Raw genomic sequence first — 19,098 nt, 5'->3', positions numbered from 1 at the left:
CAGAACGTTTGTTTTTATGAGAAAATTTTGAATATCCTACGTTTTATACAAATTCAGCATACGAAGCAATCAGCTATCATTGGAATTAAAAACACTCAAAATCAAGGAGTACCACTCTTTTTATTATCATCAAAGAAATAAAGACAAACTAATGATTAACCTTTCGTGTTCCTCTTTAGAAATAGCATAGGAAGCAAGACAGGATAGGAAGGAACACGACACAGGAAAGAAGACAGCAAAGAAATAAAACCAGTATAGCGAGAAAAACAATATAAAGGAAACAAAAAGCATAACGAAAAAAATGAAAGGTAATCAGAACGACCCCAATATTTTAAATGACCTTATTAAGATCAACAATGACCGCATCGAAGGTTACGAGCTTGCCATTGACTTAGCCAATGAGCAGGGCGAAGGTGCCCATGAGGCTGTGTTCAAAGAACGTATCGCGCAGTCCGAAAAATTTATCGCTGAACTTACTCCGCTGGTTGAGCTTGCCGGTCAATATGCTACGGACCGCACCAAATTGAGTGGCGAACTTTTTAGGCTATGGATGGTGATTAAATCAAAATTGTCGCGCGGCGATTTACAGGATTTATTGCAGCAATGCGAGCGCGGCGAGACTGCTTTTAGCGAGGTATATACCAAAGCGCTCGAGGAAGCGGATAAGTTATCTGTTGGTGCTAAAAATCTGATTCAGATTCAACTCAGCCAGCAACGGGAAGCGCATGAAAACATTAAAATTATGCGCGACATCTAAATCCAACTTGATTTAAAAGTTATTAAAAAAAAAGACTGGCCCATATATAGGCCAGTCTTTCTTTTTGATGAACCATGCGTTACGTAATAAATTAATTTATGGATGACGACATCCAGGCTTAGATCCGACTTACCCGTTCGCTCGCGTATGGCTTACCAATTATCTGTTCTAAATGGGGAAGCTAATAAATCTTCTTTATTTACGAGGTTCGCATCGGCTGGATTATCGGCCCATGCATAACGTACCGCTACAGGATGGGTTATATCCGGATGGGTTACAACAACCGTATGACCGCTAATAACCGCTTTCGCCCATCTAAATTGGCCGTCTTGTCCAGCAAGAGCAAAATGCTTGAGCACCTTGCCATCTCGGATCGCTAAACCACTTCCGACGTTGGTAAAAAAGAGTTCGATTTTGTTCCCTTTGATTTCCATGCGCTGATAAGTTGGTCCTGTGCTGATCAATTTTTCACCATACACCAACTTTCGGGCGGCTAGCAGTAACCGTGCAGCTAAGTCCTTTTTATTTAAAGGATGAATATCATTCCATTCACCAATATCGTAGTTGACTGTCAGCGCCGTATAGGGCACCTCTTGGGCTACTTTAAACTGTGCCTCCCGTATGCGCGCCCACCCCGATTCAGACGGACGTTCTTGTTGAGGCATGTAGTTGGGCAACTGTACGAGCAAAAAGGGCAGCTGGGGCCGATTTAGTGCGAGTCGCCAGTCTTTGATCAGCAGCTTAAGGTACCGTTCGTAGTCTTGGGGCGCATCTGAATTGGCTTCACCCTGATACCAGATGACACCAATTACTTTTACATCCTTCAATGGGTAGATCATTCCATGATAGAGCGTCGACCCGACCTCATTTTTATTTTTAAGTCGCGTGCGATAACTTTTGGATAACGCCAGATCCATACCGACCTGGTATTTCCATTGCCCTGCCAAATTGATCTCCTTATCATTTACGACCAGTTTATACGACTTGCCCGCTACAAATCCGCCGTTTCCACTATTTGACCGAAGGCGTATCGTAACCAGATTGGAACCTTTACGTAAAATACCCGCTGGCACAGCATATTTACGAGGTGGATACATATAGCCTGTGGCCCCCACAAAACGTCCGTTCACAAATACCGAGTCGCTGTCGATCATGGTGCCTAAATAGAGCATTCCGTATCGACCTGATAGTTCGGCGGGCAACTCAAACGACTTTCTGAAATACAGTACTCCCTTGCTGTCCACTTGCTGCTCGCGCCACAAGCCCGGTACCGTAAAAGTGGGCCAATTGCTATCGTCCCATTCGGGTTTTACCCAATCGTTGATACCTTGGTCACGTTCAGCCAAGCGCATACTGTCCAGTGCTGTACGGTCGAGCAGCAGCTTCGGAAATTCCTTTAACTGCGCTTGGCTGATCCAGCTTTCGATGGTAGATCCGCCGAGACTGGAGACAAGCATACCGACGGGTACGCCGTTATGTGCATAGCTCTGCTGCGCATAGAAATAAGCCAGTGCGGTCCAATTCATGACTTCCGAAGCTACCGCGGAGCACCATCGCCCACCACCGGAAATTTCGCTTCGGCTTTCTAGCGCGTGCTGTGTTGGGACCTTGAAATAACGGATCATATGGTTGTTGGATGCGTCAATCTCGGGAAACCGTTCTACCAGCCGCGCGATTGGCGTCTCCATATTGGATTGTCCCGAGCAGAGCCACACGTCACCAATCAAGATATCCCGGACTGTAATTTCATTAACCTGTAACATATAAGGACCACCCGCCTTTTGTGCGGGTAGCCTAACAGCCCAGTTGCCTGTAGCATCCGTCTCCGTCAGATAGTTTTTATCCCGGAAACGTACTGTTATTTTTTCACCGGGGTCTGCCCATCCCCAAATTTTCAGTTCCGTATCACGCTGCAATACCATGCGATCCGCAATCAGTGCGGGAAGCCGTATCGCTGCGGAAGAAACTCCGGCACAGAAGAGTAATGCTAATGATAGCAGAACCACACAAAATCTTCCTTTTTTTATTTTCATGCGATGGAATAGTATAGCGACAGAGGCGTTGTGCCTGCCATCGTACGCGGATGGCAGGCGCAGCACGCCCATTAATTATAACCGGGATTCTGATAAGCTGCTTTTTCAGCTGCCGACATATCCATAGCATCCAGCTGCCCCTGCGGAATAGGCCGCAGATAATGAAAAGGTTGTATGGATCGGGTAAAGGTCGCCGCTGTGTGGTCGCCAACATTAGAACCTGCAATGCGGTAGGTTTTGGCTATATCAGACCAGGTTTGGGTACGTACAAGATCATACCAGCGATAGCCCTCGCCATAAAACTCACGGGAACGTTCTGCCAGGATGTAGCTGAGTGTGATCTGCGCCGGTGTTGCTGCGATCATGTCGTCACGATGGTTGGCTTCCTTGGCCATGTTTCCATTGTTGTCCCAACGCCATACCCCCGCACGACCGCGGATGACATTAACCAGATCCCGAGCACTTTTACCTGCTTTGGTCGTAGCTCCTTTTACCGCTGCTTCGGCAGCGATAAAATACAACTCCGAGAATTTGGCAATATTAAACGGCCGGGTACTCCCTGCGTTAGGTTGACCCAAACCATTACCGTTGTCCGTGCGGTAAGGTCCTAACTTCCACAGCCCCGGATAAACGCGGCGGCTGATGCCCTCTGGAGAGATCACATAATCGGCCCGACCCGGCAATACCCCAGCGCCGATACTACTTTTATAGGTTTTATTGTCGTAGTTGATGGGTGTCTGCGGTTCTTCATTCAAAAAAGTCAAGATCGCTTCCTTTGGTTTGACCGGCAAATTATTGGCATTGAACAACGAAGGATTGCTAATATTGGCCTTATCCCAGTTGCCCCGGTATACTGTTGTAAAGGTGCCGTCGTAACGCGAGTCGTTGGTTTTATCAGCAAAGGTTTCGGTGACCACATTGATGGTCGGTGCCATCCGTGTCCAAGGACGTCCCAGTGCTTGTGCTGCCTCGCGTTGTACCGAATTGACGAGGTCGGCTGTCGCCCAGGCGGTTGTTTTCGAACTCGTCAACGAAGGGTAGTTCCAGGTCATCATCCAGCCCGCAAAGTTATCCGGTGCACCGCCACTTCCATAGCTGAGACTTCCGCCATTGTACAGCTCACTGCTCTCGGTATGGTCGGCAAAGAGCAAGATTTCGTTGTTCCGGTCATTGGTTCCGACATTGACGTCATAGAACGTGGGCTGCAAAGCAAAAGGTCCTGGATTTTCTATTGCGCCGACCGCTATGTCGTAAGCCTGCTGGAAATACCATGCACTGGTTTTACCATCAGGATCCGTACGAGCGGTTTCGGGATAAGTGGGTATATTTTTAGGATTTTCCAGCCACCAGGCATAGGTCAGGTAGGCCTTTGCGAGATACAAGCGGGCCACAGTTTTTGTGGCAGCACCTTTTAAGCGCGGTGCTTCCGGCAAATCGCCGATCGCCTGCAGCAGATCGGGAAAGATGGCACGGGTATACACCTCAGCCACGGTATTGCGTGTTGATTTGCGCTCTACAGACGTACTATATTTGAGTTCGCCTCCACCCAGGTCGAGCGGCACGCCACCAAAGGTCTGCACGAGCAGGAAATAGTCAAATGCGCGAAAAAAATGCGCTTCGGCAATGATCGCCGGCGAAGTACCTACCGCCGGTGCATTTTCGATGATACCCGAAGCCATGTTGATGTTGGGCAAGGCAGCCTGCCACGCCACATCCGCCCGGCTATTTACAGCCGTCATGGTACTGAGACCTGAAAAGTCCATTACCTGAAAATTTTCGTCGGCGCTTTGGGCATATGTCACTTCATCTGTCCCTGTTAGACAGGCATTGTAATAATACGCCTGTCCATATATGTTGCGCAGGTGGGCATAAAGTCCCACGATACTGTTATTGATCCCATTTGCTGTCTTAAAATCACCCGGTGTAAAGATTCCCCTAGGCTGTTCATCCAAAAATTTGGAGCAGCTATTCATGCCGAGCATGAGTGAACCGACGCATAGTCCTATAATAAGTTTTGAATTGAAAGTTTTCATGCCTGAATGTTTTAAAATGAAAGATTTAATCCCAAAATATAACTTCTCATTGCTGGCGTATTGGTACCCACCACAAGGATTCTTCTCAGGCCACCCACGGCCACATTTTCGTCTCCATAAGAATTGGGTTCTGGATCGCCCCCCGACTCCTTATTGTAGGGCGAGAAGAGGACAAATGGATTTTCCACCGTCGCATATACCCGCAGACGGCCGATCCCCATGCGTTCTACCCATTTCTGTTTAAAGTTGTACCCCATGCTGATTGTGCGCACCTTTAAATAAGAGGCATCAAAATAGCCAAGGGTACTGCCATATTTGGGATTGTCACCACTCTGTATGCCTCCTGGCTTAGGGTATTTGGCATCTGTACGGTCTTCACGCCAGTATTCGACACTCACATTGTTGCCTGAGCGGGTATTTAGCTGGTTTAGATAACCGGTGCTACCATAGAGCGAACTGATTAGTGTACCGCCGTTCTGGAAAGTTCCCACCACATTCAGGTCGACATTTTTATAAGCCAGACGCGTGTTGAATCCTCCCAGAAAATTGGGTTGAATATTAATGATCTGACGGTCTGCTGCACCGATGGCACGTGTTGGCGCACCCTTATCATCATACTCACCGGTGTATTCCACTTTAATCATTCCCACATTGCCGCCTGGCTCAAGAATATCCCGATATGGATCGTCCTGTTGCCATAGTCCAATCTTTTTATAGTCAAAGATGACGTCTATTGGATGGCCCACAAACCACTGGTTGCCTTCATCGCGCTGACTTCCAGAGGTCAGTTCAACGAGTTTATTGCGGTTGGCATACAAGTTGACCCCGACATCCCATTTCCAGCCACTTTCGTTGTCGATCACCGCCCCATTGAGGGAAAGCTCAAAGCCTTTGTTCTGTGTTTTTCCGATATTGGCCATATAACTTCCTCCCCCGTTGGTCGGTGGCAGCCCCACACGCAACAGAATATTGTCTGTATTCTGAACATAGTACTCGAAAGTACCGCTCAGCCTGTTCTTGAAAAGTCCGAAATCCAAACCATAGTTATAGGTTTTGGAAAACTCCCATCCCAAGATCGGGTTAGGTAATTCAGACATGTAATAACCCGTCAGGAATTGCGTATCAAAATTATACGGTCTTGTGCTCAGCAACCCAAGCGTTTTGTAAGGATCGACAGCCTGGTTAGAGGTCTCGCCATAGCCTAGTCGCAGCTTAAGCTGATTTACCCAAGATACTGACGACATAAACTTCTCGTTGTGAACGTTCCAACCTGCTGAAATCGCTGGATAAGTATGCCATTTGTGCCCCGGTGCCAAGCGCGAAGAACCGTCGCGGCGCATGGTCATCGTTAGCATATAGCGGTTATCGAAAGTATACATGGCGCGGCCCATTAAAGACATCAGGCTGCTTTTGGCATAGCCCTGCTGATTGGGATCTACGATAATCTCCCCCTGAGCACGGCCAAGGTTATAGAACTGGAAGGCATCGATTGGAATATCGCGTGCCGATATGAGCGTACTGTTGCCTGTATTCTGTTCGGCCGAATACAATGCCACAAGGTTTAGATTATGTTTTTGCGCAAAGGTGCGGTCGTACGTCAGGAGGTTTTCCATGACCCACTGTACGGTTCTGCCGTTTGCGACCGAAGCAGTGGACACATTGTCGGGCGTACCGCTAAAGACTCCCTGCCCTGTGTAACTTCCGTCATTGTTCTGGCGGAAATTAAGTCCAAGATTGGTGCGGTAAGTCAGTCCTTCTACGCCAGGAATCTGGATTTCGCCATACATATTATTGTACGAACCAAACACACGCTGCTGGTTGATGTAACTATCCCCCAGTGCTTCATAGGACTGGCGGGTATGTACCCATTGTTGTCCAGAAATCTGCTGTTGGATTCGCGGCTTCAAGCTGCCGTCCGCATTAAAAGGATTAGCAATCGGTGTCGCGCTGAGCACACCAAAAAGCCCCAGATTATTGCCGTTAGTGATACTATAGCTCTGGTTGAGGTTGAAACCAAATTTAAATATTTTACCTACCTGCTGGTCCAACGCTGCACGTAAATTGTATCGGGTATAGTTCTGCAAGGGTACCACGCCTTCGTCGCGAAAGTAACCCGCTCCGAAATTGTAGTTGCCCTTCTCTGCTCCGCCGTTGACACTGATATCGTGGCTATTGACCATTCCATTTTTGTAAAAGAGATCTTGCCAATCGGTATTAGTATCGTCCGACTCATCGAGGGTATTCTGAAATTGTCCGACATAGCGGCGCATTTCGGCAAATTCCGGACCAGACATCATCGGATATTTGGAAAACACGGTGCGCAGTCCCGTGAAACCGTTATAGGCCAATTGTGCCGCCTGTCCCATACGACCTTTATTGGTCGTTACCAGGATGACACCATTTGCACCACGCGAACCGTAGATGGCTGTTGCCGAAGCATCTTTCAGCACATCGACACTTTTAATGTCTGCCGGATTAATATCGGAGATGGAGCCTGCAAATGGAATTCCATCGAGTACGATAAGTGGATTGTTATCTGCGGTCAACGAGCGTGTACCCCGGATGCGAATCTGCATTGGCGATCCCGGTTTTGACGAGTTCTGCTGCATATTGACTCCGGCAATACGCCCTTGTAGGGCACGGCTAATGTTGGCTGCAGGCACTTCGTTCATCGTGGCGCCACTTACCGAAGCCACCGATCCAGTGACAGCCTCTTTACGCTGGGTACCATAACCGATGACCACCACTTCCTCCATGGCAATATCGTCAGCCTGTAGGGTCACCTGCACCATTCCGCTGCCAGGTACCTTGACTTCGGTTGTTTTGTAACCTACATTGGTAAAGACCAGTGCGGCACCACTGCCCGCCTCGATGGCGAATGCACCAGTTCTGTCGGTAATGGTACTTTTGGTGCCGCCCTTAACAGATACGGTCACCCCTTCAATGGGCTGTCTCTTCGGATCTAAGACCATGCCCTTTACCAGTTTATCTTGTGCAAAAGCCAACTGCAGGGCTGCCAGCAAAAAGAGCAAGGGCAGAATACATTGTAATGCTCTTTTTCGTTGCACAAAAATAGTAAATCTCGTCATTCTCATAATTTAGGGATTTAAGAAAATTTTGTTTTCACTTCTGTTTATAATCATTATTTGAATACTTCTTTTTTAGGTCAATGCAGCTACCTGATTTGATTTGCTGAGGTACTGTACAGACCAATCAGCGCACCTGTAAAACCGCCAGCAACGTCTGTTGACAGGATGTCGCCCGATACCGTATTGCCGATATGCTTAAACTGGCCAGGTGCTAGGGCATAGGCAAATTGATAGGCATCGCCAATCGCTTGGACCTTTAATTGCACTGCCCCTTTCAGATTCATCTTCTCCTTCGCGAGGATCTTGGTGCTACCGTTCTCATTTCTAGCCAGCACGATATAGTTTTCCTTGTCCAGCTTGGTCAGGCCCAGCACATAATAGTATTTTTCACTCTGCAGACAGGTGATGCCTGCGAGATCCGAGGGCGTAGAGGGCACATAGTTTAGCAATACTGTGCTCTCAAAGTTTTTATGCTGTTGTCTGTAAAAGAGGGCTGATAATGGCTTTTGCTCACTGATATCGACGGCATATGGCTTTAGGATTGTCCCTTTATCGGACTGCTGTACAAATTTTTCGCGGGCTCCGCGTAGAGCAACCCAACGGTGGTCGAGCTTCACTGCAGTCAGCGGGTCGGCGAACGTAAAATTCCCATTGGGAAAATAACCGGGAGCATTCCCTTTGTTGTCCACACCGGCAGGCATTGGAACACTAGGTTTAAGTGGCTCCATGCCGCCTTGAAAAATAGGCCATTCGCCGGACCAATCTACGGGGAGGATAAATGTTTCCCGTCCCGTGTTGACCCGGTTGACTTCATTGGGTCTGACGCCAAGAAATATACCATACCACGATCCACCCGGACCTTCAACTAAGTCGGCGTGGCCCGCCCATTCCACCGGATTGAGCCTAGTTTTATCGAGATGTCGCTGTGAGAGTATCGGATTTTTGGGTGCCGGGGTATAAGGCCCTGCAATCTGTTCGCTCGAAAAGATGACTTCGCTGTGATCACTGCCCGTCCCTCCTTCTGCACACATCAGGTAATACTTTCCTGCTTTTTTGTAAATATGTGGGCCTTCGATCCAGATGGGATTGTCCGCGGGATGCACGCCGCCATCCACCAATATACGCTCACTCCCTTTAATGACCTGATCCTTCTGTGTGTCGTATTCCCAGAGTTTGATGACACGGTGCCCCTCATAGCGCTGCTTGCCTTTATCCGGCGCATCGTTGTGCACCACATAGGCTTTACCATCATCATCAAAGAACAGTGCCGGATCAATGCCATCAAAATCCAGCTTGATTGGATCGGACCAGTTTCCAACTTTGGGATCTTTGGTTTTCACGACCATATTTCCGATGCCCGAAGCGAATTGTGTCGTAATCATATAAAATGTGTCGTTGTGCCGATTGTACACGATATCAGGGGCATATATTCCCTCGCTAATTCCTGACGTCGCTACTTTTAGCTGCGATTCACGGTCGAGGACATGCCCCAGCTGTTTCCAGTTGACCAGATCGACCGAGTGGAAGATCGGAACACCGGGGAACATCGAAAAAGAGGAATTCACCAGGTAGTAATCATCGCCTTTACGCGTGATACTCGGGTCGGGATAACAGCCTTGAAGAATAGGTGAATAAAACTGGCCCGGCTTTAACGGGTTTTCCTTATAAACTGCGTCTTCACCTTTGTAAACAAAATCCGAAAATACAGGACCAGAAAGACGATCTTTCTGCGGTTTTCTTTTATACTCTTTTGTACTGAATGCCGTTAATGTCGCCAATATAACGACGGACATGCCCAGCATGATTTTCCCTTTCCGCTTTAACATGATTGGTTTATTTATAATTTGGTTTATCTGAGTACAAACATACTTTTAAGTGTATTTACAACAATTAAAATATGTAACAAAAGCATTTCAATTTGTTACGTTCTTCTGTTCGCCAACGGCCAATACTGGTTTTCTGGCGGTTTCACTTCGATGAATAGCGATAATAATTTAATCTAGCGGAGCTAATTATGGTGTTTAAGATTTAGTTTAATTTTTTTCAATTCGTCCAGCCTATGCACCGGTTGCTCCAGGGTAGGCGGAATGGGCCTTTTGGAGTAAGTCTGAAAATACAACAGGCAGGCATCGCGCCACCATACGGCATCCTTTGCCTGGATTTTTAATTTTGCCTGCACGTCCTTAAAGCGTTCCGCATCCACCTTATGTTCAAGACCATCCCATACACGCTGAACATATCGTACCTGATCCACACCCTCCTGATAGGCATAGCACAGGTTGTCCCATAAGGAGCGACCATTTTTCATGCTGTAGTTCCAGGGTACATGGTGAAACCAGAGCAAATATTTTTCAGGGCAGCTGCTCAGCGCTGCAAACTGCTCCTTGAGGGGGCTATGGTACTGTGCAACGGCATTGCTGCCCGAAGCAGTCCGGTCAAATCCGATCCCGAGCGAATCTGCATTATGGTAATACCAAGGCATCCAATCGGGTCTTCCACCGGGAATATCGCCCCAGGGTTCGGGACCATAGTGGTGTTCGAAAGCGAATATATGGTGCAGACCCAGCGGCATCATGTAGTTGACTGCCGCCTCACGCGATTCCAGCATCACCTTCGACAGTGGGGCTATGAGGGTCATATCTGGCGAAAAGGTTGAAGCGAGCCACTCCCGCGCCACGCTATCGCTGGATAAGCCGCTGTTCCAAGCTAACCTTCCAAAGGCGTACCAGTTGGCTTGGGCAAAGTGGTGACCACACCAATTGCGGTCCTCGCCGATGTTGGCAACACCCGCAATCGCCGATAGCCGTGGATTCGGCCCTTTTTGCGTTAGTCCCGCCACCGTACTCGCTTCTTTTCGTGTGTAGGTTTCGGCATCGAGCGTCTCCTTAAACAGCGGAGCGAGGTATACCAGATGATTAGAAAACCCGAGGTACTCCTGGGTGATCTGAAATTCGACCATCTGGCTAGTATTTGGCATCGCTCCAAACAATGGATTAAACGGTTCACGCGGCTGGAAATCGATGGGGCCATTTTTGATTTGTAGGATCACATTGTCTTCAAACTTGCCGTCTAGTGGCACAAACTCCTGATAAGCCTGTTTGGCGCGATCCTCGGCCGAGGGATTATACACAAAAGCACGCCACAGGACCAACCCTTTGTGTGGTTTCAGCGCAGCGGCCAGCATATTGGCGCCATCGGCATGCGTCCGACCATAATCTTGTGGTCCAGGTTGTCCCTCTGAATTGGCCTTCACTAAAAAGCCACCAAAGTCAGGTATGACCTTATAAATTGCATCTGCCTTGTCCTTCCACCAACGTGCCACAGCGGGATTTAGCGGATCCGAATCCGGAAGATTTCCCAGAATCGCCGGTGCCGAAAAATTAATGGATAGAAACACGCGGATACCGTAAGGACGGAAGCTATCTGCCAACACCTTTACCTTCTCTATATAGTCTTGGCGCAGGATCAGTGGTGACGCATTAACGTTATTGAGCACAACCGCATTGATACCGATGGAGGCATTTGCACGGGCATATTCAACGTAGCGAGGCGACTTTATTGCAGGTAACTCGTCCCACTTCCAGAGCGAGTACCCGGCATAGCCCCGCTCAACTGTACCGTCCAGATTGTCCCAATGGTTGAGCATGCGCAAGTGGTAACTCGGCGTTTCAACGATATCTAGCTGTGTAACCTCATTCCCAATCTGCTGTAACCGCAGCAAGTGATAAGCTCCGTAGAGCAGGCCGGTACTGCTGCCTGCACGAATAATCGTCTTGCCCGCTACCGACCGGATACGATATCCGTCCGGCTGGTATTTTGGCCATTTCTTATCCAGCACGAGCGCTACATCACCTTTGCGCCAGTAGTGCTGTAACTCCTGGACTGCGGTATTGGCCACAGGATCACGGAGTGAGCAGTGAATTTTGCGCAGTGCAGCTTCCCTATCGGCGACCTTGGTGTAGCGCAACCAAAGTCGGCTACCATCTTCTGCCTGACCTACCAGATAGCACAACATGGCTAACAATAGGCAGACCCCATATCGGATCACATGTCCCATCAGCTTCCCTCCACTGCTAGCATACCAACCGTACTAGGATATGCAATTTCAATTATTTGTTCGTTACGTCCACCTCTTGATCCGTACAGATTACGCCTGAATTTAATAAGTAAGTAATGTGCGTTGTTTTCCATGACTACAATTTTTTTTATTCATATTTATTTACTATCCGTGTCGATCAACTGCGCTATTGCGCTCTGCCGCGGACCGAGATAAGAGGGTTTCAGCCCCCCAAAATCGATGAGTATGCGCTGCAACACGATTCCCTGATCCAAGAAGCGGATTCGAAGGGTATGCTCTCCCGGCAGCAAGCTGTGTACCGAAACACTTTCAATGATACGGCGTGCCTGCCACTGTCCCAGTTCGCCCTTGTAATGTCCATTAAAATTGACCAGTTTTTCGGGACCGCCGTCGATGGAAATCGCATAGCGCAGCCCACTGTTTCCATTGAAATTGAGCGTAGGCGACAGCAGTACTATGATCTTTGCTTCTCGCTTTTCTTTTACGCGAATCTTGTATTCTAGGGCGGTGTTATTTCCGAGGTTAGCTGTAACAGGTTGTGTTGTCATGGCCGACACGGTCTTTCCCAGATCTGGAATCTCAACCCATTGTACCCCCGGTGCACTGCTTGCGACAACATAGCTAGCGGCCTCCATTGCGATATAGCCGTCGGTCTCCATAAATACCTTCGGCGAACGGTGAACGGCAGTATCCGGCAAGTAGTGGACAGCAGGCATAATAGCTTTAGACGGTTCATTCCAGCTGCTGTAGCCGATGCGCACCTGATCCATCATGTGGATCCATTTCCCTTTGGCAATGGAATGGTTGTAATGATGGGTAAAAAGTGAATCGCGCAGAAAGCAAGCCTTTACCTTATCGGCCCAGTCATTTGCCCTGCGATCGTTCCTTCCGTAATAGTAGTCGTTCATCGCTTTAGCATGGTACATCTCATACAAATTCGCGCAGGCGTTTATTGGAAAAGCCACCAGCTGATCGAAGGCATCCTTTAGGGAATCTGGCAGCAAGTAATAGAGTCGCGAGGCTTCCATGGCCAACCTGTTGTAATCGTTGACAACACTGTCAAATTCGTTATAATGTGTGAGGCTAAACGTGCGTTCGTTTAGCAGTTCGGGGGTAACCCGATGGTTATATTTGGTATAGCGGTTGATCATGCTGGCCGCTTCCGTGGCATACGCTTCGCCAAACTGCTGCCGACACCATTCGCGGGTGTAGTCCATCAGGTTATTGGCGTTAAACCGGTCGGGATCCCAGGCCATATCCAGAAAAAATGAAATGGGGAACTCCATGGGCTTGAGGTCGCCGACATTAACGATCCATATTCTGTCTACGCCATGCCTATAGGTGAGGTTCATCTGCTCCCATATCCGCTGTATCTGGGATACATTGATCCATTTTGTATTGCGGGGGGCACCCACATAATCAAAATGGTAATACATGCCATAACCACCCTTTCGTGGCGAAGCATTCAGTTCGGGCAGCTTGCGTACATTACCCCAATTATCATCACAAAGCAGTAGCGTTACATCGTCCGGCACGCGCATGCCTTTATCATAATAGTCCTGCACTTCTTTGTATAAAGCCCACAGCTGTGGTGTCTCGGCTGCCGTCCGTCCTGTGGCTTCCGCAATCAAACGTCGCTGATCGCGGACGATCTGCTCCAGCAGACTGACATTTTGCTTTTCGCTCATCGGTTCATCGCCGTCACCGCGCATGGCAATGGTCAGGATAGACTCCCAGTCTCGTGCACGTTCTATACCGCTACGCCAAAACTTCTGCAACCCGGCTTTATTTTTAGCATAGTCCCAGGCTCCACCATTGCCGTAGCGTTTCCATTCCGCCTGCGCCCTAGCCATCGGCTCGTGGTGCGACGTACCCATGATGATACCCATTTCATCCGCCAGTGGTCCATTTTTTGGATCATCATCATAAAAAGCACTCCCCCACATTGCAGGCCAGAGGTAATTTGCTTTCAGACGTAATAGCAGTTCGAATACCTTTTCATAAAAGTCTGCATTAAATCCACCGAATGTCGCCTTGGACCAACCACTTAATGCTGGTGCCTCATCATTCAGAAAGATACCTCGGTAGCGGACCTTTGGTTCCCCCTGTGTGTAGAGGCCTGGCTTGGCGTACAATGCGGTTGCTTTGCGGATTGGCACATCTGCCCAGTAATACCAGGGCGAAACGCCAATCTGTGCCGACAGTTCATAAATGCCGTAGATTGTACCCCGTTTGTCACTGCCGGCGATAACCAGCGCTGAATCAATGCCCAACAATGGCTCATTGACCACCGTCATCACAAATTTTTCCCGCTTTCCGGCAAGCGTACTGCTGTCCAAAAGACCTTTATGCACGAGACTGTCAATCAGGCTCGATTTGCCATAGGTACCGATAATGATGTTTGAGCGCCCGTCCTTTTGCTGGTTGGGACCATGCCCCGTAACCTGTATAAAATCTTTTTTTAGATTTTCGAAAGCCCGCAATACACCCTTGTGATCTTGCGGATCGACAAGCATAGGTATAGGCACCCCATTATTGACTAAAGCCAGGAAACCGGGACCGGACTCGCGGACTATAAAATCCCGTGCCACCGTATCTTTGGTACTAGACAACACAGCATAGGCATTGCCTCCACAGCAGTAGATCAGCACAGCGACCAAAAACACTCGCCAATAGCGGTGATGAGTAAACATGATGATTTCCATTATAATTGGTTTTTTCCCTTCCTCAATTCAGCACATACAGCACCTCCAGTCCCAATGCTGTAACAGCACAGGGAGGAATGTTGCATGATGATCATTTTCAGCAATCTAAAGGTAGTACTCTTAATGAACCGTCGCATTTGTACCTGTTACTTTCCCTTTGGCCGTTGTTGCAACGCTTTGCATTGACGTTTCATATTTATTTCAATTTGTTACATCTGCATGTAAAACAGGGTTTATTGGGCCATAAGCTTTTTTTTCTTTTTAGGGTTGCGCAATAATATGTATCTTCAAAAGCATAAACCAATCATACCAATGCGAAGGGATCTTTTTTCGACAATCTTATTACTTTTTGCTTTTATAGGGTATGCCCATGGACAGGCCACGCGCATCTATGACAATAGGGATTATGGCTTTGGCGAACTTTCATCCAATCTGACCACCAGTATCAGTCAGGACAAACACGGCTATATCTGGACAGGTACCGAGTATGGGCTCAACAAGTTTGACGGTACCCGTTTTGTACAGTATCTACACGATGTGCAGGACAGCACATCCATATCGAGCAATAATATCATCATCCTTTATCTTGACCGCGACAAAAGACTCTGGGTGGGCTGCAATAATGGACTGCAGTATTACGATGAAAATAGTGACCAATTTGTTCGGATCCATTTTCCCGATCAGATTGCACCGCACATTACAGATATCATCCATAAAACAGATGGTCACATTTGGGTAGCGACATCAGGCTGGGGTATCTTCGACATTCAGGTTAGCCGTAGAGAGGCGCTATCGCTACCGCGACTCAATACGCTGGTTGGCGGCATGTTTGCCCGCAGTCTATTTGAAGACCGGATGAACAGGATTTGGGTAGCTATTGACCGTGTAGGGGTCTCGCAGGTTTCTGCCGACCAGAAGCGGGCAAGGCAAATCGTTTCGGATCTGCTTCCGATGCCGAAGGGCGGCAATTATGACATCATGCAGCAACATGACGGCAAGCTCCTATTCGCGTCGCCCTCAAAGATTAGCCGCTATGATCCGCAAAACAATACATTTGAAGCGGTTGAATACAAGTCGAAACTGCAGTCTACCGTAACGGAGATTCAACTATCAAAAGGCCGCAAAAACCATCTGCTGATCAGTACCGAGGGTGATGGGTTATGGTATCTGGATCTGGAAAAAAAGCCACTGATTGCTGCACAAGCTGAACTACCTAATTTGGATAATGACTACCGACATGCACGGATACGTGCGCTGCTGCAGGACCGAGAAAATAATCTTTGGCTGGGCTGGTTTCAACGGGGCCTGGTTTTTATCCCCGTACAAAGCAAACAGTTTGAGTTTTGGCGTATCTCAGGCCGGGAAAAAACCGATCAAAACATCATCAGTGCCATTACGCGTGATCGCCAAGGTAATATTTGGTATGCCGTGGAGCGAGAAGGCGTTTTTAAAACTGACCGTCAAGGCATTTCACATCAACAAATAAACACCATAGCGGATATCAATAAACTGGAAGCGGCTTCGGACGGTACGATCTGGTTCAGTTCATATGATAAAGGCCTTGGACAAATTGATCCTATAGCAGGACAATCCACCCTCAGGGATATCTGCCCATCCAGACAGGTCAAATCTTTCGCCTTAGGCAAAAACAATAAGATTTATATTGCCACATTCGGATCGGGCTTTGTGGAATACGACCTCGATACGAAAATTGCTCAAAGTTATAGTATGAATACCAGCAGTTCAACGAAGGGCGCCTTAGCCAATGATTGGATTGCTACCGTCTTATGCGCCGATGATGGTCTTATCTGGCTTGGGCATCATAAGGGCGTGAGCTGTTTTGATCCTACCACAAAGAGTTTCTCTCAACAGTATACAGCCCATCGATTATCCGAACAGATAACCATCTCTCTATTGGACGATCATTTAGGTCACATCTGGGCAGGCACTTATAACGGCCTGTATCAAATCGATAAGAAATCAGGATCGGTCAGCATTTACACGACTAATAACGGACTATCCAGCAATGTGATCACTGGCTTAGGCGGTGACAAGGAAGGAAATATTTGGTGTAGCACATTCAAGGGTATCAACTGTCTCAATGCCGGTTCAGGTAAAATTGTCAATTACTATACCGGAGACGGCTTGGTCGATCGGTCCTACAACCGCAGTGTGCATTTTCAGGATACTCAAGGAAAAATATACTACGGCGGGCGGCAGGGGATTACGTCATTTTTTCCAGAAAAGATACAGCTGCAGACCTATCCACATCCGGTACTCATTACCAATCTCTATGTCAAGAACCAGCCCATTAAGCCTGGCATGGCACCCAGTGGAAGCGTAATCTATAAAGATGACCTGATGGTTGCAAATCAATTTTTCTTCCATAGCAACGACGACAGTTTCACTTTTGAACTATCTACGATGGATTTTAACAGTCCAGAAAATGTGCATTACGAATACCGCATTAAAGGCATCAACAAAAGCTGGAATGCTACGCTTCCGGGAGTAAACCTGATTACGTACAACAACCTTTCTTCGGGGGAGCATGAATTGGAAATACGCGCCTGCAAATTCGGCATCTACTCGCCAAGCCTCAAGGTGACGCTGCATATCCAACCGCCCTGGTATTTAAGTGGACTAGCTTACTTCGTTTATATCCTACTTGCGACCGGTATTATATTCCTAATCAGTAAATACCTGCATGAGCGGCGGCTCGAACGTCTGCATGCTTTCCGGTTACAGCTTTTTACTGATGTATCGCATGAGATCCGATCTCCGCTGACGTTAGTCATGAGTCCGATTGATAAGCTCATGAAAAATGCAGCAGATCCACAAACCCGATCCACGCTGCAGAACATGAATCGCAATGCACAGCGCATCTTGAGTCTAGTCAATCAGTTGCTTGATATCCGAAAGCTGGAAAGCGGGCACATGAATCTCACATTTTGCCAAATCAATGCTGTAGATTATGTGAAGCAGATCATCAGCATTTTTGAGGATCAGGCGCTTAGTCATCAGATCCAGCTATCCGTAAACAGCGATACGGACGATATTCCAATTTGGATAGACGTCAACAGCTTTGAAAAAATACTGCATAATGTGATCTCCAACGCGTTTAAATTTACTCCGCGTGGTGGTCAAATTGCGATTTCCCTAGCCGTTCAACAACGGGAAAAGGGAAGTGAAATCTTAGAACTTGTTATCAGTGATACGGGTAGCGGCATCGCCAAAAGCGATCTTCGCGATGTTTTTAGGCGGTACTACCAGTCTACTGCGCATAGTACTTATCAGCGACAGGGTTCGGGCATTGGTCTACATCTGACCAAAGTGCTGGTTGAACTGCACGGTGGACAGATACATGCCGAAAATAGAAGTGACTGCAGCGGCAGCCTTTTTGTGATCCGTCTTCCGATGGGCAACAAGCATCTTCGGCAGGAAGATCTTGCTCCTGTCAGACCAACTGATGCCTTGACGGTAAAACACGAGAACCGCCCAATTTCGGCAACTCACCAACATCCAAAGAACGATTATCAAAAAACAGGCTATAAAGTTCTCGTCATTGACGACGACCGCGACATTTTACACTATCTGCAGCAGGAACTTTCACCATCCTACAAAGTACTGCTTGCCGAAAATGGTGGCGAGGGGTTTCAGCTCGCCCTTGCTGAGGAGCCCGACCTGATTATTTCCGACGTGGCCATGCCGTTAATGGATGGCTATACGTTGGTCAAAAAGCTCAAGGGTAATAGCACGACCAACCATATTCCCGTGGTGCTACTAACGGCCAAAACCAATCAGGAAGACCGTTTGGAAGGCATAGGTCGCGGCGCAGATGCCTACCTGACAAAGCCTTTTATGGTGGATGAGCTTCACCTTGTTATACACAATCTCATCAAAAACCGCATGAAAGTTAAAGGAAAGTTTTCGGGCGCGCAGCAGCAGGAAGGTAAGATAAAAACCATCAGCTTTAAGTCTAGCGATGAGCAGCTGATGGAACGTATTGTTAAAACAGTGAACCAATACCTGGAGAATTCGGAGTTCAATGTACAGTTTCTAGCCAATGAAGTAGGATTGAGCCGTGTACAGCTGCACCGTAAGGTGAAATCGCTTACGGGTATTTCGACCGGTGAATTTATTCGTAATATCCGGTTACAGCAAGCTGAAAAGTTGCTGCTGGAGAAAAAAATGAATATCTCTCAGGTAGCTTATTCGCTCGGATTTACCAATCAGACGCATTTCACTACGCTATTCAAAAAGATGTATGGGTTGAGCCCCACTGAATACATTCAGCGGCACAGCTATAAGGAAAATTAAAAATGCAATAATCTAAATTAATTTAAGGCTCAAAAGTACCACTATCAGCAAAAGAACTTTTTAGAAATTTTCAAAAACTTAGATTA

At 47.7% G+C, this 19,098-nt stretch carries 9 protein-coding genes; 2 read left to right on the top strand and 7 right to left on the bottom strand.

All coding sequences use genetic code 11. From position 1 onward, the window contains the following. Nucleotides 1–301: 301 nt before the first annotated feature. Entirely contained in the window at nucleotides 302–757 is a 456-nt protein-coding gene (locus QE382_RS08460) for a PA2169 family four-helix-bundle protein (protein WP_307185501.1), read from the top strand. A 152-nt stretch (nucleotides 758–909) separates the two neighbouring features. On the opposite strand, the gene QE382_RS08455 is transcribed toward QE382_RS08460, so the two are convergent. The 7 genes from QE382_RS08455 to QE382_RS08425 all read right to left on the bottom strand — a co-directional run bounded on the left by QE382_RS08455 (nucleotide 910) and on the right by QE382_RS08425 (nucleotide 14,695). Next, the gene (locus QE382_RS08455) at nucleotides 910–2,790 is read right to left on the bottom strand and encodes a sialate O-acetylesterase (RefSeq protein ID WP_307185500.1); all 1,881 of its coding nucleotides are present in this window, start codon (nucleotides 2,788–2,790) and stop codon (nucleotides 910–912) included. Nucleotides 2,791–2,861: 71 nt separating this feature from the next. After that, on the bottom strand, nucleotides 2,862–4,823 hold the full coding sequence (locus QE382_RS08450) for a RagB/SusD family nutrient uptake outer membrane protein (RefSeq protein ID WP_307185499.1): 1,962 nt from the start codon (nucleotides 4,821–4,823) through the stop codon (nucleotides 2,862–2,864). Between the two features lie 11 nt (nucleotides 4,824–4,834). Continuing rightward, nucleotides 4,835–7,918, bottom strand: coding sequence for a SusC/RagA family TonB-linked outer membrane protein (locus QE382_RS08445; RefSeq protein ID WP_307185498.1), 3,084 nt, complete (start codon nucleotides 7,916–7,918; stop codon nucleotides 4,835–4,837). A gap of 80 nt (nucleotides 7,919–7,998) precedes the next feature. Beyond that, on the bottom strand, nucleotides 7,999–9,738 hold the full coding sequence (locus tag QE382_RS08440; protein ID WP_307185497.1) for a glycoside hydrolase family 43 protein: 1,740 nt from the start codon (nucleotides 9,736–9,738) through the stop codon (nucleotides 7,999–8,001). A 182-nt stretch (nucleotides 9,739–9,920) separates the two neighbouring features. Beyond that, nucleotides 9,921–11,927, bottom strand: a complete 2,007-nt coding sequence (locus QE382_RS08435; RefSeq protein WP_307185496.1) for an alpha-glucuronidase — start codon at nucleotides 11,925–11,927, stop codon at nucleotides 9,921–9,923. A 41-nt stretch (nucleotides 11,928–11,968) separates the two neighbouring features. Beyond that, entirely contained in the window at nucleotides 11,969–12,103 is a 135-nt protein-coding gene (locus tag QE382_RS08430) for a hypothetical protein (protein WP_307185495.1), read from the bottom strand. A 24-nt stretch (nucleotides 12,104–12,127) separates the two neighbouring features. Further along, nucleotides 12,128–14,695, bottom strand: a complete 2,568-nt coding sequence (locus QE382_RS08425; protein WP_307185494.1) for a glycosyl hydrolase 115 family protein — start codon at nucleotides 14,693–14,695, stop codon at nucleotides 12,128–12,130. A 312-nt stretch (nucleotides 14,696–15,007) separates the two neighbouring features. Here QE382_RS08425 and QE382_RS08420 point away from each other — a divergent pair, with 312 nt between their 5' ends. Further along, nucleotides 15,008–19,012, top strand: coding sequence for a hybrid sensor histidine kinase/response regulator transcription factor (locus QE382_RS08420; protein ID WP_307185493.1), 4,005 nt, complete (start codon nucleotides 15,008–15,010; stop codon nucleotides 19,010–19,012). Nucleotides 19,013–19,098 lie beyond the last annotated feature (86 nt).

Origin of the sequence: Sphingobacterium zeae (genome assembly GCF_030818895.1) — a bacterium.
Classification (GTDB): Bacteria; Bacteroidota; Bacteroidia; order Sphingobacteriales; family Sphingobacteriaceae; genus Sphingobacterium; species Sphingobacterium zeae.
Note: the sequence above shows the minus strand (reverse complement) of the source record. Positions and strands in the feature narration are given on the sequence as shown.

Bases quoted from the DNA above. Each gene is read 5' to 3' on its own strand.
- QE382_RS08460 (WP_307185501.1), top strand. From the start codon at position 302: ATGAAAGGTAATCAGAACGACCCCAATATTTTAAATGACCTTATTAAG.
- QE382_RS08455 (WP_307185500.1), bottom strand. From the start codon at position 2,790: ATGAAAATAAAAAAAGGAAGATTTTGTGTGGTTCTGCTATCATTAGCA.
- QE382_RS08450 (WP_307185499.1), bottom strand. From the start codon at position 4,823: ATGAAAACTTTCAATTCAAAACTTATTATAGGACTATGCGTCGGTTCA.
- QE382_RS08445 (WP_307185498.1), bottom strand. From the start codon at position 7,918: ATGAGAATGACGAGATTTACTATTTTTGTGCAACGAAAAAGAGCATTA.
- QE382_RS08440 (WP_307185497.1), bottom strand. From the start codon at position 9,738: ATGTTAAAGCGGAAAGGGAAAATCATGCTGGGCATGTCCGTCGTTATA.
- QE382_RS08435 (WP_307185496.1), bottom strand. From the start codon at position 11,927: ATGTTGTGCTATCTGGTAGGTCAGGCAGAAGATGGTAGCCGACTTTGG.
- QE382_RS08430 (WP_307185495.1), bottom strand. From the start codon at position 12,103: ATGGAAAACAACGCACATTACTTACTTATTAAATTCAGGCGTAATCTG.
- QE382_RS08425 (WP_307185494.1), bottom strand. From the start codon at position 14,695: ATGGAAATCATCATGTTTACTCATCACCGCTATTGGCGAGTGTTTTTG.
- QE382_RS08420 (WP_307185493.1), top strand. From the start codon at position 15,008: ATGCGAAGGGATCTTTTTTCGACAATCTTATTACTTTTTGCTTTTATA.